Origin of the sequence: Sporosarcina highlanderae, from assembly GCF_030433715.1 — a bacterium.
Lineage (GTDB): Bacteria > Bacillota > Bacilli > Bacillales_A > Planococcaceae > Sporosarcina > Sporosarcina highlanderae.
Genome location: NZ_JAROCC010000007.1, coordinates 46589 through 61839, shown reverse-complemented (window position 1 = coordinate 61839; position 15251 = coordinate 46589). Strand labels below are relative to the sequence as shown.

The 15251-nt window shown below is 41.2% G+C and carries 14 protein-coding genes; 6 read left to right on the top strand and 8 right to left on the bottom strand.

Annotated features, from left to right (window positions below; translation table 11 throughout):
* The 6 genes from P5G49_RS10285 to P5G49_RS10260 form a co-directional block, all read right to left on the bottom strand.
* On the bottom strand, window positions 1–504 hold the full coding sequence (locus tag P5G49_RS10285; protein WP_301243621.1) for a GNAT family N-acetyltransferase: 504 nt from the start codon (window positions 502–504) through the stop codon (window positions 1–3).
* A gap of 43 nt (window positions 505–547) precedes the next feature.
* Window positions 548–1057, bottom strand: coding sequence for a GNAT family N-acetyltransferase (locus P5G49_RS10280; protein WP_301243620.1), 510 nt, complete (start codon window positions 1055–1057; stop codon window positions 548–550).
* 268 nt (window positions 1058–1325) lie between these two features.
* Window positions 1326–2729 (bottom strand): SpoVR family protein, encoded by a 1404-nt coding sequence (locus tag P5G49_RS10275; protein ID WP_301243619.1) that lies wholly within the window; start codon window positions 2727–2729, stop codon window positions 1326–1328.
* Window positions 2726–3883: a sporulation protein YhbH gene (gene yhbH, locus P5G49_RS10270; RefSeq protein WP_301243618.1), complete on the bottom strand. Its 1158-nt coding sequence runs from the start codon at window positions 3881–3883 to the stop codon at window positions 2726–2728. The genes P5G49_RS10275 and yhbH overlap by 4 nt, the downstream gene beginning before the upstream one ends.
* Before the next feature lie 69 nt (window positions 3884–3952).
* A complete protein-coding gene (locus tag P5G49_RS10265) occupies window positions 3953–5848 on the bottom strand; it encodes a PrkA family serine protein kinase (RefSeq protein WP_301243617.1) in 1896 nt (631 codons plus the stop codon).
* Between the two features lie 111 nt (window positions 5849–5959).
* Complete coding sequence (locus P5G49_RS10260; RefSeq protein ID WP_301243616.1) at window positions 5960–6382, bottom strand: DUF1801 domain-containing protein; 423 nt, start codon at window positions 6380–6382, stop codon at window positions 5960–5962.
* A 173-nt stretch (window positions 6383–6555) separates the two neighbouring features.
* Between P5G49_RS10260 and speD the strand changes: the two genes are divergently transcribed.
* Genes speD through nspC form a run of 6 tightly spaced genes read left to right on the top strand, consistent with a single transcriptional unit; the run spans window position 6556 to window position 12909 of the window.
* Window positions 6556–7368 carry an adenosylmethionine decarboxylase gene (gene speD / locus P5G49_RS10255; RefSeq protein WP_301243615.1) on the top strand — a complete coding sequence of 271 codons (813 nt, stop codon included), beginning with the start codon at window positions 6556–6558 and terminating at the stop codon, window positions 7366–7368.
* An 11-nt stretch (window positions 7369–7379) separates the two neighbouring features.
* The gene (locus P5G49_RS10250) at window positions 7380–8840 is read left to right on the top strand and encodes an aminotransferase class I/II-fold pyridoxal phosphate-dependent enzyme (RefSeq protein ID WP_301243614.1); all 1461 of its coding nucleotides are present in this window, start codon (window positions 7380–7382) and stop codon (window positions 8838–8840) included.
* Window positions 8837–9688 carry a polyamine aminopropyltransferase gene (gene speE / locus P5G49_RS10245; RefSeq protein ID WP_301243613.1) on the top strand — a complete coding sequence of 284 codons (852 nt, stop codon included), beginning with the start codon at window positions 8837–8839 and terminating at the stop codon, window positions 9686–9688. Before P5G49_RS10250 ends, speE begins: the two co-directional genes overlap by 4 nt.
* The gene (gene speB / locus P5G49_RS10240) at window positions 9678–10535 is read left to right on the top strand and encodes an agmatinase (RefSeq protein ID WP_301243612.1); all 858 of its coding nucleotides are present in this window, start codon (window positions 9678–9680) and stop codon (window positions 10533–10535) included. The genes speE and speB overlap by 11 nt, the downstream gene beginning before the upstream one ends.
* Window positions 10536–10549: 14 nt before the next feature.
* Window positions 10550–11749 carry a saccharopine dehydrogenase family protein gene (locus P5G49_RS10235; RefSeq protein ID WP_301243611.1) on the top strand — a complete coding sequence of 400 codons (1200 nt, stop codon included), beginning with the start codon at window positions 10550–10552 and terminating at the stop codon, window positions 11747–11749.
* Window positions 11750–11772: 23 nt separating this feature from the next.
* Window positions 11773–12909 carry a carboxynorspermidine decarboxylase gene (gene nspC, locus P5G49_RS10230; protein WP_435877210.1) on the top strand — a complete coding sequence of 379 codons (1137 nt, stop codon included), beginning with the start codon at window positions 11773–11775 and terminating at the stop codon, window positions 12907–12909.
* A gap of 115 nt (window positions 12910–13024) precedes the next feature.
* Here the strand turns inward: nspC and P5G49_RS10225 are convergent, their stop codons facing one another.
* Both P5G49_RS10225 and P5G49_RS10220 read right to left on the bottom strand, forming a co-directional pair.
* Window positions 13025–13951: a stalk domain-containing protein gene (locus tag P5G49_RS10225; protein WP_301243609.1), complete on the bottom strand. Its 927-nt coding sequence runs from the start codon at window positions 13949–13951 to the stop codon at window positions 13025–13027.
* 70 nt (window positions 13952–14021) lie between these two features.
* Window positions 14022–15239 carry a CynX/NimT family MFS transporter gene (locus tag P5G49_RS10220; protein ID WP_301243608.1) on the bottom strand — a complete coding sequence of 406 codons (1218 nt, stop codon included), beginning with the start codon at window positions 15237–15239 and terminating at the stop codon, window positions 14022–14024.
* Window positions 15240–15251 lie beyond the last annotated feature (12 nt).

Genomic DNA, 15251 nt, shown 5'->3' with positions numbered 1-15251 from the left:
TTAATCTCCTTCTATTAACTTGGCCATGTAATATTCATCGACGTATTCACCATTAACAAGCAAGGAATGCTTTTTCACACCTTCTATCTGAAAGCCAGCCTTTTCATACAAGGCTACGCCAGCGGCATTCGTTTTCATCACTGTTAATTCAAGACGATGGAGATTATGTTTACATGCCCAATTGTCAAGCTCCGCAAAAAGTGCTTTGCCAATCCCTTGCCCTCTATACTCCTTTGAAATTCCAATCACTAAATAAGCCGAATGCTTATTTCTCTTTGACCCACCTGCAATTACCATTAAATATCCAGTCAATGTCCCCTCATTCTCAGCAACAAGAATGGTTGAACCATCCTCCCCAAATGATTCGATTCTCTTTCGAAATTGCTCCGAAGATAAATTTCGCTCACCCGCTTCAAATAACATAAAATCAGATGTACTTTCTACATGACTGACCAATTGTACCAATTGCTCGGCATCGGACGGCTTAGCCTGTCTGATTTCCATTCGAATTCCTTCTTTCATTTAATAGTTATATGGGGACAAAATTTTAATCCACTATCTTCCCAATATCTTCCCAGTAATATGCAATTTCATTGAAATTTTCCCCGCCGATTTCAATCATGGTTTCGGCAAGCGGTTTTCCACCAAGCGATTTATAGAAGTTTTTAGACGGATTAAGTTCAAGCACCCACACTAACATAGACGAAAATCCTTGATTCTTAAGGTTTCGCGCAATTTCCTTAGTCAACCTTTTACCAATCCCCTGTCCCTGCACTTCCTGCAATAAATAAATTGCATATAACTCCCCATCTACACCATAATTTCCTGTTCGTTCTTTTCCCCCTGTTGCAAAACCGACTATTTTTCCACTTTCATCCTCAGCCACTACTAATGCGTTACGCCCGATACCTCGGCGCCAATTTTCAGCGCGCTGCTCATACGATAATTGTTGCAGATAAGCATCGGACACGATTCCATTGTATGTGGTTCGCCAACTGTCGACATGTACACGTGCTATAGCTTCCGCATCTTCCAAAATAGCCTCTCTTATTCTCATTCCCAATCCCCCTAATCTCTTTCTATAAGAATACAGCAAATTGCGGAATAATAGAATTGTATAAATTTACTTACATGCTTACTCTCACAAAAGTTATCGGTCATTTGCACAACTTTATCGGTCACTTTCACAATTTTATCGGTCAATCTCAAGAACTTATCGGTCACTCTTACAAAGATATCGTCATTTTATAACCTTCGACCTACAAAAACCGCTCATAAAAAAGCCGCCACATGGACACCTCTACCATGTGACGGCTTAACTCCTCTCATGCATATCTTCTGTGAACTTTTTTCCCGTCATACGAGAACACGATCTGTTTACTATCCACATATGTCTCCAAATGTACGATACGGCCCCATAATTGATGTACATAAGGAAGTACATTTTCCAAATAGGGTACATCTAATTCCGTTCCTTCAAACTTATGGACTAAATATAGCTCACCGTTCCGAACGTAATCACCATCGAAAACGACAATAAAAGGAAATCCGCCATTTATTCGCTGCGCGATTAACCGTTCTTGAACATTTAGAAATTCTTTATCTGATATTTTATAATAGCTTCCTTTTTTCTCAAAGACGTACATATCTTCCTGTTGCACGATATCTTTAGTCAAATAGTTCCTTATGAAGGAAATGTCGGAATCCATTTCCCGAACTTCGAACATTTTTTCCCTACCCGAATTTGGAGTCACCCCATACTCCATCATCTCTTTGGTAGGATTATCGTATCGGCGTTCGATATCTTCGAAAATTTTCAAACCTAATAAATATGGATTAATGGATGTTTTGGATGGCTGTATCACGTTCGCATTCAATTTAGCAAATTCGATTGTTTCGTCTGTTGTTAAATCCATTTCCCTGAGGATGCGTTGATGCCAGTATGTCGCCCAGCCTTCATTCATGATTTTCGTTTCCATTTGTGGCCAGAAGTATAACATTTCCTCACGGATCATTGTCAAAATATCACGCTGCCACTCCGAGAGTTCCCGACTATTTTCTAATATAAAAAGGAGTATATCCTTTTCAGGTTGGGGAGGGAATCGTTTTCTTGTTGTTTCAACAGGTGGCTTTAGTTTGCGATGTTCAATTTCCCATAAATCATCGTATGCCGTTTTCCGGACGACTGGCACCGCTTCTTCGTCCTCCACATCTTCATTTCCATATCTCCATCTGACGAGTGATGGATCGATATGTTCTTGAATTGCAAGCACCGCATCTATAAATCGTTCAACTTCATCTTTTCCGTAAAGCATTTCGTAATTGGCGATTCGCTCCGCAGTTGCAGTCATACTTTCAACCATATCCCGCCTCGTATTAGCGAATCTTGCATTATTTTTAAAGAAATCACAATGAGCTAAGACATGGGCAATAATCAGCTTATTTTGTATCAATGTATTGCTTTCTAACAGGAATGCGTAGCAAGGATTTGAATTTATCACAAGTTCATAAATCTGACTCAGCCCTAAATCGTATTGCAACTTCATCTTATGGAATTGCTTTCCAAAGCTCCAATGAGAGAAACGCGTCGGCATCCCGTATGCACCAAATGTATAAATAATATCTGCAGGACAGATTTCATAACGCATTGGATAAAAATCCAGTCCAAACCCTTTGGCAATCTCTGTAATTTCCTCAACAGCATATTGAAGTGCTCTCCGGTCGGTCATTCGGATCCCTCCTGACGCTTGTGGAAAAACTTCTTCAAGGCATAATAAACATCTTTGTTATCTTTCAACACATAATGACGGAATTTCGGATCTTCAATTTTATTGTACGTATTCATCAGTGTTGAATATCGGCTATGGGCATTCACTTCCCCATAACCGAACATATTTGATACATCCATCAATTCATTCACCAATGATAAGCATTTCCCGTTATCGGATGACATATTTTCCCCATCGGAAAAATGGAAAGGGTAAATATTAAAACGCGTTGGATTATATTTTTTTTCAATGAGCTCGAGTGCTTTTTCATAAGCGGTCGAGCAAATTGTCCCACCACTTTCACCCTTTGAGAAGAAATCTGTTTCCGACACGACATTTGCAATTGTATGGTGGGCGATGAATTCTATATCCACCTTTTCATATTTCGTTCGTAAAAACTTAGTCATCCAAAAATAGAAGCTTCTCGCCATATATTTTTCAAATGAACCCATTGAAGCGCTCGTGTCCATCATCATAAGAATAACTGCACTCGATTGCGGTTTCGTCACTTCATCCCAAGTTTTAAACCGCAAATCATCATTATTAATCGGCATAATTCCTGATTTACCTTCCATTGCATTCCGTTTAAACGCAGCAATGATCGTTCTTTTCTTATCAATATTACCGATGAGGCCTTTCTTTCGAATATCATTGAATTCTATAGCCTCATCAGTAATGTCCACCTGTTCCCGTTGTTCAAGGTTGGGCAATTCAAGTTCTTTGAATAAAGCATCCTCAATTTCCGCAATGGATACTTCTGCCTCATAATAGTCCTTGCCAGGCTGATCGCCTGCTTGCTTCCCTTTCCCGTTACCTTGTTTTCCGTCACTGGCAACGACGTCACCCACCTGGCTCTTGCCATCACCTTGCCCGACATGCTTAGATTTATCATGATTATATCGGATTTTATATTCATCTAACGATCGTATTGGTATTTTAATAATATCTTTACCGTCCGACATTACAATGCTTTCTTCGCTGATCAATTCGGGTAAATTGCTATGAATCGCTTTTTTCACTTTATCCATATGGCGTTTCTGATCCTGGTATCCTTTTCGGTGAAGCGTCCAGTCTTCCTGAGAGACGACAAATGACTCGTTCTGATCGTCATGCAATTTTATTCACCTACCCCAGTCCATTCATTTTTTTAGTATATGCAACGACTGGCGGGTTATTGAAACCAATTAACGGTTCAGGAGGCTTCCTACATATCTTAATAATTCATTTGCGGAAATTGAATTGTAGCCATATTCATCAATAAGTCTCGCAACAACTTCATTGATTTTCTTTAATTGTGTTTCGTCTGGCATTGTGGATGAAGTCGTAATTTTGACAACATCCTTTAAATCAGCAAATAGTTTCTTTTGAATGGCCTCACGCAACCGCTCATGCGATTTATATTCGAACCGCTTGCCCTTCCTTGCATATGCGGAAATCCGGATAAGAATCTCTTCCCGGAAAGCCCTTTTCGCGTTCTCAGAAATACCGATTTGTTCTTCGATAGACCGCATTAGCTTTTCATCCGGATTCATTTCCTCACCTGTAAGAGGATCCTTCAACTTATGTTTATTACAAAAAGCCTCAACATTATCGAGGTAATTATCCATCATTGACTTGGCTGACTCTTCATACGAATAAACAAACGCTTTTTGAACTTCCTTTTTAGCAATTTCATCATATTCCTTGCGAGCGATTGAGATATAATTCAGATACTCTTCTTTATCTTCCTTTGAAATTGAAGCATGCTGATCTAATCCTTCTTTTAATGCACGTAACACATCAAGAGCATTGATGGCATCCACTTCTTTACGGATGATGGCTGATGAGATCCGGTTAATGACGTATCTTGGGTCAATTCCGTCCATTCCCTCATTCGGATATTCCTTCTTCAATTCTTCCAGATCTGCTGTATTGAAGCCTTCTACATTCTCTCCATCATAAAGGCGCATCTTCTTCACGATATCGATTCCTTGTTTTTTGGAAACCTTTAAGCGAGTCAATACGGAGAAGATGGCTGCAACTCTTAGAGCATGTGGAGCAATATGGACATGGGACATATCACTTTCTCGGATCATCTTCTCATAAATCTTCTCTTCTTGACTTACTTTCAAGTTGTAAGGTATCGGCATAACGATGATTCTGGAATGCAGTGCCTCATTCTTTTTATTGGAAATGAATGCCCTATACTCTGTTTCATTTGTGTGAGCAACGATTAGTTCATCTGCGCTGATCAAAGCAAACCTTCCCGCTTTGAAATTTCCTTCCTGGGTCAGAGATAAAAGATGCCATAGAAATTTCTCATCTAATTTCAACATCTCTTGAAACTCCATCATTCCCCGGTTCGCCTTATTCAGTTCTCCATCAAATCGGTATGCACGTGGATCTGACTCCGATCCATATTCTGCAATCGTTGAAAAATCGATACTGCCAGTTAAATCGGCGATGTCCTGCGACTTTGGATCGGATGGAGTAAAAGTTCCTATTCCAACCCTTTTATCCTCTGAAAAGAAAATTCTTTCTATTAATACATCTTCAATCCGCCCACCGTATTCCTTTTCCAAACGCATCGTGTTCAATGGAGACAGACTGCCTTCAATTCTTATGCCGAATTCCTCATAAAAGTCTTCCCTTAAATACTCAGGTATCAAATGCAGTGGATCCTCATGCATCGGGCACCCCTTAATGGCATACACGGCACCAGCTTCTGTTTTTGAGTAATGTTCCAATCCACGTTTTAACAGAGTGACAATCGTCGATTTGCCCCCACTTACCGGTCCCATAAGCAACAGTATTCTTTTCCGGACATCAAGTCTTTTTGCTGCTGGATGAAAATACTCATTGACCAATCTTTCAATTGTATCTTCGAGCCCATAAATCTCATCGTCAAAAAAGTGGAATCGGGCATGACCGTTTGCTTTTGTTTCTCCATGGCTTTTGATCATTTCATACACTCTTGAATGTGCAGTTTGAGCGACTTCTTTCCGCTCTTTTAAAATGTTCAAATACTCTTCAAAGGTGCCTTCCCACTTCGACCTGTTCTCTTCTTCACGGAAATGCTCGACTTTCCGTAAAATATCCATTCATTTCCCTCCATTCAGGGCGTGGTTTCCATCATTGTATGCAGGAGAGCTCATTAAAATGAGACTTACAAAATAAGCGGCTAAATGAATAAGCTCATTTAGCCGCCTTTATTATCTTTCCGGGTAGGTTTTTCTAAGAAATGAAATGGATTGTGAAATTAGTTTTTTCAAAACCCCAATATCAATATCATCCACTTTGTTAATATAGACACACGCTTTCCCTGATGTATGCTTTCCGAATTGCTTCAATAATTCTTCCCGTTCAGTATCACCTGTGGCAAAATAGAGGCTGATTTTCGCCTTGCGCGGTGAATAGCCGACTAATGGTGCATCCCCTTCATGCCCAGTTTTATAGACATAATGATAGGATCCAAAGCCGATAATACTTGCCCCCCACATTTTTGCCTCAAAGCCCGATTCTTCGGTGAAAATATCCAAAAGTTTATAAGCATCTTCCCGCTTTTTCAGATTATCCACAGATTCAATAAATTCAATTACACTTGAATCCGTTTCTTTCGTTTTTACCTCATACATTTTTTCATCCTCCTTGGCTTTTGCACTGGTCCTTATGCTTGTAATTTTGATATAAATATTATAACGTTAATATTTACAATATACATTAAACTTCTATAAATAATTATCTTGACGGCACGGTTTTTTACTCTATAATTAAAATGATTTTGTCGAAAAAAGGAGTGATATTCAGGTTGGAAAATAAGCTGAAATTGTACGGCTTTAACAACCTCACAAAAACACTTAGCTTCAACATCTACGATGTAAGCTATGCAAAAAGTGAGCGGGAGCAAAAAGATTATATTGCCTATATCGATGAGCAGTACAATTCTGAGCGGTTGACAAATATTCTGTACGAGGTAACCAAAATTATCGGTGCCCATGTATTGAATGTCAGCAAACAGGATTACGATCCACAAGGTGCAAGTGTTACTATCCTTATCACAGAGGAGACACTTCCAGTTGCCTTAATTGACGAATCTTGTAATCGGGGGGCAATCGAGATTTTAAAGACCCGGGATTCCGTTGTAGGTCATTTAGACAAAAGCCATGTCACCGTCCATACGTATCCTGAGTATCACCCTGATAATTCGATTGCCACTTTCCGTGTCGATATCGAAGTATCAACTTGTGGGGAGATTTCCCCGTTGAACGCCTTGGATTACCTGATTGGTAGCTTCGATTCCGATATCATTACGACCGATTACCGTGTGCGCGGGTTTACCCGTGACGATAGAGGGAAGAAGTTATTTATGGACCATAAAATGACGTCCATCCAAGACTATATCGATAGTGAAACATTACAGAAATATGATGCCATCGATGTGAATGTATATCAATCTAATATTTTCCACACAAAACTGCTGATTAAAGATATCAATTTGCAAAATTACCTTTTCAACACGGACGTCTACGAAATACCTCCGAAGGAAAGGTTAAATATTACAAACAATTTACGCAAAGAAATGATAGAGATATTCAGTGGTTCAAATATATATGAAGAGTGAGAGGACGAAAAATGAAAATTCTTTCACAACAGAAGGCTCCGATTATGGAAGCCTTGAACAAATACAAGAAGATGCGCGTCGTTCCTTTTGATGTTCCTGGCCATAAGCGTGGCAGGGGCAATGAGGAACTGACCGCTTTTTTAGGCGAAAATTGTATGACGGTGGACGTTAATTCGATGAAACCGTTAGATAATCTGATTCATCCTGTCTCTGTCATCCGGGAAGCTGAAGATCTTGCAGCTGAAGCATTCGGGGCTAAGCACGCCTTTTTCATGGTAAATGGGACGACTTCAGCCGTACAAGCGATGGTCATGACAGCTTGCAAGGCAGGAGAGAAGATTATCATGCCGAGAAATGTGCATCGCAGTGCCATCAATGCACTTATCCTTAGCGGGGCTGTTCCTGTTTATGTCAACCCGGGCGTAAACAAAGAGCTTGGGATCCCTCTCGGCATGGCGGTTGCTGATGTAGAGAAAGCGATCCTTGAAAATCCTGATGCAAAAGCGATCCTTATCAATAACCCGACCTATTACGGGATCTGTTCGAATATGCAAGCAATCACTGATCTTGCCCATCGTCACGGTATGCTCGTCCTTGTTGATGAAGCGCATGGAACCCATTTTTATTTCAGTGATGAACTCCCTGCTTCTGCAATGTCGGTCGGTGCCGATATGGCTTCCGTCAGCATGCATAAATCGGGCGGCTCACTGACACAAAGCTCATTGCTTCTGATTAATAATGAAGTGAGTGAAGGGTACACAAGGCAGATCATCAATTTGACACAAACGACAAGTGGCTCGTATTTACTTCTATCCTCCTTGGATATTTCGCGGAAAAACCTTGCATTGAATGGCCAGGAAATTTTCCGGAAAGTCGGGCAAATGGCACAGTATACACGTGATGAAATCAATAAGATCGGCGGATACTATGCTTTTTCGGAGGAATTACGGAATGGCGATACGATTTACGATTTCGATACGACAAAGCTTTCCGTTCATACACTTGAAATTGGACTAGCTGGGGTGGAAGTATACGACATTTTACGGGACGAATACGACATCCAAATCGAATTCGGAGATATCGGGAACATATTAGCATACATATCAGTCGGAGACCGTCGATTAGATTTAGAGAGACTCGTATCAGCGCTTGCGGAGATCAAAAGGCGATACAGCCAAGACAAGAGCGGATTATTCGATCATGAATATATCAATCCACAAGTCGTCTACACACCTCAAAAAGCATTTTATGCGCTGAAGGAGACACTTCCTATTAACGATAGTGCCGGCCGAATTGCTAGCGAATTCGTCATGGCGTACCCTCCAGGAATACCGATTTTGGCACCTGGTGAACGAATCACCCCTGAAATTTTACAGTACATCCAATACTGCAAAGATAAAGGAAGCTTCATGACAGGAACGGAAGATAGTAAAATCGAACATATCAACGTTTTGAAGGAGGCTGAGAAATGAATTTTTGGTTTGTGGAAAATCATTCGCCGAACGTCAAATTTTCGATGAGAGTCATTGAACATCTTTATACAGGGAAAAGCGAATTCCAAAAAATCGATGTGCTACAAACCGCTGAATTCGGTCGAGTACTAACATTGGACGGATATGTCATGGTCACTGAAAAAGACGAATTCATCTACCACGATATGATTACGCATGTGCCTATGGCAACGAATCCGGATATAAAAAAAATACTCGTCATTGGGGCTGGAGATGGCGGCACAGTTAGGGAATTGACGAAGTACGACAGAATCGAACATATCGATATGGTTGAAATCGATGAGATGGTTGTCGATGTTTGTAAGGAATTCATTCCACAAACCGCTTCCAAGTTAGATGACCCACGTGTCCATCTTCACTTTGAGGACGGTTTGAAATTTGTCCGTTCTCATGAAAATGAATACGATTTGATCATCGTAGATTCGACCGATCCCTTCGGACCTGGCGAAGGACTGTTTACACGGGAATTTTACGGCAACTGTTACAAGGCATTGAAGGAAGACGGTATTCTTGTTAATCAGCACGAGAGCCCTTTTTACGAAGAGGATGCACTTGGCATGCAACGGGCACATAAGCGAATCACTGGATTCTTTCCGGTTTGTAAAGTGTATCAAGTGCATATTCCAACGTATCCATCAGGTCACTGGCTATTCGGTTTTGCCTCCAAGAAGTTTGACCCTATCAATGACCTGAATGCAGATGCTTGGAATCAGTTAGGATTGCAAACGAAGTACTACAATACGGATATACATGTCGGTTCGTTTGCTTTGCCGAATTACGTAAAGGAGCAATTGGAAGATGTTGAATAAAAACATTGAAACTTTCATCGGATGCGATAACGAATATGATGAATCGAATATTGTCATTTTTGGCGCGCCATTCGATTCGACTACATCTTTTCGACCAGGCACGCGCTTTGCAAGTAAAGTGATGCGTGGAGAATCTTTCGGAATCGAAACATATAGCCCTTACCAGGACAAGGATCTGGAAGACATGAACGTATACGATGGCGGGGATCTTGAACTGAGTTTCGGAAATACAGAAAGAGCTCTTGGAGCCATCGAAGAATATACAAGAAAAGTCGTCCAAGATGGCAAAATCCCTTGCATGATCGGCGGAGAACATTTAGTAACACTTGGTGCGGTTCGCGCTGTTGCTGAACAATACCCTGATCTGCATATCATTCAATTTGATGCGCACGCAGATTTGCGGGATGACTATCTTGATGAAAAACTGTCGCACGCGACAGTCATCCATCGAGTATGGGATATTTTAGGCGACAACCGGATTTTCCAATTCGGAATCCGCTCAGGAGATCGAAGTGAATTTGAATGGGGACGAGATCATGTCTTCACGAATAAATTCAACTTTAACGGTCTTGAAGAAATTGTTGAAAGATTAAAAGGCAAACCAGTATACCTTACAATCGACTTGGATGTTTTAGATCCATCTGTCTTCCCTGGAACAGGCACACCAGAAGCTGGTGGTGTAAGCTTCATGGAATTATTGCAAGGCATTTTGACAGTTAGCGGCCTTAATATCGTAGGGTGTGATGTGAACGAACTATCCCCTATTTATGATCAAAGCGGTGTCTCAACTGCTGTCGCATGTAAAGTACTTCGCGAATTATTGTTAGCAATAAATACACAAAATTAAAAGGGGTGTTTTGAATGGGTAAAGCGTTAATCATTGGAGCAGGTGGAGTTGCAAGTGTAGTTGCACATAAATGTGTTCAAGTTTCTGATGTATTTGAAGAAATTTGCATCGCAAGCCGTACGAAATCGAAATGTGATGCGTTGAAGGAAAAGCTTGACGGAAAAGGTACAAAGATTCAAACGGCACAAGTAGATGCAGATAATGTCGAGGAACTGATCGACCTTATCAACGATTTCAAACCTGAAATCGTCATCAACGTTGCACTTCCATACCAGGACTTGACAATCATGGATGCATGTCTTGCAACAGGTGTTCACTATTTGGATACAGCGAACTATGAACCACTTGACACTGCGAAATTCGAATACAAATGGCAATGGGCATATCGCGAGAAGTTCGAAAAAGCTGGCCTTACTGCAATTTTAGGCTGTGGTTTCGACCCTGGTGTAACAGGCGTCTTCTCCGCTCATGCTCTAAAACACCATTTCGATGAAATCCATACAATTGATATTGTTGACGCGAATGCCGGAGACCATGGCTATCCATTCGCGACAAACTTCAATCCGGAGATCAATATCCGTGAAATTACGGCGAACGGCCGCTATTGGGAAAACGGTGAGTTCATCGAAACTCCGCCACTTTCCGAAAAACGTGTATATGATCTACCTGAAATCGGTCCAAAAGATGTTTACCTTCTTTACCATGAAGAATTGGAGTCACTTGCGCAAAACATTAAGGGAATCAAGAAAATCCGTTTTTGGATGACGTTCTCTGAAAAGTACTTGACGCATTTGAAAGTACTTGAGAATGTTGGGATGACTTCAATCGAGCCGATCAACTTCGAAGGTCAAGAAATCGTTCCATTGCAATTCTTGAAAGCAGTTCTTCCTGACCCTGCTTCCCTTGGGCCTCGTACAAAAGGGAAAACAAACATCGGTTGTATTTTCCAAGGTACGAAAGACGGAGAAGAGAAAACGTACTACGTTTACAACGTATCTGACCACCAAGAGTGCTACCGCGAAGTCGGCTCCCAAGCGATTTCCTACACAACTGGTGTTCCCGCAATGATCGGTGCGATGCTATTGATGAAAGGCGAATGGAAAAAACCAGGCGTTTATAACGTCGAAGAGTTCAATCCAGATCCATTCATGGAAGCATTGAACGAATACGGTCTACCGTGGCAAGAAGATTTTAACCCAGAGCTGATTGATTGATAGGAGGCACGCAACTAATGAAATTGAATTTCGATCCACATGCAGTTCCCTCCCCCTCTTATGTTGTCGATGAAGGGCTGTTGATCAAAAACTTGGAATTGCTGAAATCGGTGATTGACCGGACAGGCTGCAAAATTTTATTGGCCCAAAAAGGCTTTTCGATGTTCTCTGTCTATCCGCTTATCGGAAAGTATTTGAACGGAGTGACCTCAAGTGGGGTATTAGAGGCAAGGTTAGGATATGAAGAGATGGGGAAAGAAGTGCATACCTACTCCCCTGCTTTTTCCGAAGCTGATTTTGACGAAATCCTATCTTATTCTGACCATCTTGTCTTCAACACATTCGATCAATGGAGACGTTTTAGGGATAAGGTGAAAAACTATCCGAAGCATATTGAATGCGGTATTCGGATCAATCCCGAGTATTCCGAAATTGAAGTCGATATGTATAACCCTTGTTTCGCCTTTTCACGATTTGGTGTAACGCTTGAGAACTTCGAACCGAAAGAACTTGAGGGTATTAGCGGTCTGCATTTCCATACGATGTGCGAACAGAATTCCGATACACTTGCGCGAACTATTAAAGTCGTAGATGAAAAGTTCGGCAAGTATTTGAAAGGCATGAAATGGATTAATTTCGGTGGCGGTCATCATATTACCCGCCCTGACTATGATATCGAAACACTTATCGAATCGATTCTTTTCATGAAGGAAAAGTATGGACTGGATGTCTATTTGGAGCCTGGCGAGGCAGTCGCTTTAAACACAGGCTTCCTTGTAACGACTGTTTTAGATACGATGCAAAACGGAATGCCTATTGCAATCGTAGATACATCTGCTTCCTGCCATATGCCGGACGTATTGGAAATGCCGTATCGCCCGGAAATCGTAGGATCTGGAAAGCCAAACGAGAAATCCATCACGTACAGGCTTGGAGGCCCTACTTGCCTCTCAGGAGATGTAATCGGTGATTATTCATTCGACCAGCCGTTAACAGCTGGGGATAAGCTTGTATTTACCGATATGGCTCATTACACAATGGTGAAGAACAATACATTCAACGGCATGGAATTGCCTGCGATTGTATTGAATACCGTTGACAACGGACCGAAAGTGATCAAAGAATTCGGGTATGAGGACTTTAAAGAACGGTTATCATGACAACAAAAAGGGTTAGCATTTTCCGCGTCTTCCGCGGTATGCTAACCCTTTTCCCTTCCCACAAGCCTGAAACGCACGTCTATGACGGTCCCTTCGTTTCTGGCCTCTTCATCTGTCACTCATTTCCAAGAAGTATGTTAAGAAACTCTTCAGATACATATGTCTTATTGCCGCCGACTAATTCAGGAGCAACTGTAAATTGACGAATGCTTTTATTTAAACCGTACGATTTCGTGCCACGGGTAATTGTAAATGAACGGTTCTCCCCAACTCTCGTTAGAATTGCTCCATTCACTTCGCCCCGTGAAATCACTTGATAGCCAAGCTCCTCTGCAACTTTACGAAGAGGAATCATTTTCACGTCCCCCTTCATGTAATGGTCTTTATCAATGATGTCCATAACGCGCATATACTTTTCTGTTTCCAATGTATCTAACACAATGATTTTGGTTGGTGGTGTTTGTGGCGGTAAACTTCTTGTCGTAATTGAATAAAATACAACTAACTCCTTACCTTTTAAATCAGCCTGTTTAATTTTTTCGCCTTGCTGATTCAACAATACTGTTTCTTCCCCAATGTTCAATTTCAATTGCTTGTCTAAACTTAGGAAGTTTTCATCGAATTTACCCACTTTTACATTCCCCATATGTTCATCATCCATCACAAAGAATAGTTCCGGAGTTGTTTGGGGCGGATAAATTAAAATCATTGGCTTGTTTTTATCGTAATAGCCTTCGACTTTCATCCCCTTTTCCAATTTGTCAGCTTTTAGACTCTCAGCCTTCCCGCTATGGAAAAGAAGTGTGTCATTTGTAATCGTGAAGTTCATAATACCGCCTTCATCATTTTCCACAGTTACCATTCGAGCATTCGTACGGTTTTCAATATTCGTAATTACTCCTGTTGCCTTCATGTACACAGATGCATCCTTCACTTCTTCGTTCTCCACCTGAATCACGTCCTCTTTTGCAGAAACAGAATACGTGGCCCATGCTGAACTCGCTAAAATCGCTGTTAACGCGACCGCTCCAATTTTTTTCATCTCTCTCTCTCCTTCATTGGATATTCAGTGAGTTAGACGGAAAAGATTGCTAATGGTTACAACTATTTTATTAGTATCCTATTTTTTTATTTTGTCCAGCTATCATTCCACTTGCAAGCAATACAAGGGATGCAGCCAAGAAGATGTACATCGAGCTTGTCCAAGACGATGTTGCATCATGTAGGAAGCCGAAAAGAACCGGACCGACTGCTGCAAGCAAATAACCGAATGATTGTGCCATGCCTGATAGATTCGCAGCATCGGTATGCGTTTCGGTCCTCAATGTAAAAAACATCATTGCAATTCCGAATGCAGCTCCTCCAGAGATACCAATCGCAATCATCCATAGAGGGATCAACACCGTTCCGCCAAAAAGAACTCCCCCATAGCCAATTAAAAACAAAGCGGCAACTCCGACAACTGCGCTACGCTGATCTTTCAATTTTCCAACAAGAATGGGAGTGAGAAACGTCATCGGCAATTGTGCTAATTGCAGAAGGGAAAACATCCAGCCTGCCTTTTCAGCAGTCATTCCAGTGGAGACCAGTATTTCAGGCAACCAAGCAGATGTACAATAAAAAAGCATGGACTGCAGTCCCATAAAAATTGTAACTGCCCAAGCTATAGGGGAGCGCCAAAATGATTTTGATTTCGCTTTTACGATAGGTTTGCCGTCTGATTCAATCGCAGCATTATTCTTCAATTGAGGCAACCACAAGAGCAATGCAGCCACCGAGAGTATTGCCCATATGCCAAGCGATCCTTGCCAACCAAGTGCTGTCCTCTCCGTTATTGGAACACTTATACCTGAAGCGATCGTTGCAGATATATTCATAAATGCGGAGTAAAGGCCTGTCATCAATCCTATTTGCAACGGAAAGCTCAGCTTTACTAATCCTGGTAATAAAACATTACCAAATGCAATAGCTACTCCAATGAGAAATGTTCCAATGATTAAGAAAGTGATTGAGCCTGTCGATCTTATAACAATCCCCAACGTTAATAAGCATAATGAAAAGAACAAAGTGACTTCCATTCCGAAACGTCTTGAAATCTTAGGAACGACTGGAGAAATGAGTGCAAATGCCAATAAAGGTATTGTCGTTAAAAAACCTGCCAGTACATTTGAGATTCCAAGACTATCCCGAATCGACGCGATAATCGGTCCAACCGAAGTCAAAGGAGAGCGAAGTGTTGCAGCGATGAAAATAATGCCGATGATCAGCAACCAAGTCCGTTTCCCGAAATTGAGTTTCTTTGAATGATATATATCTTTCTTGAATTTCAAATGAATGCCTCC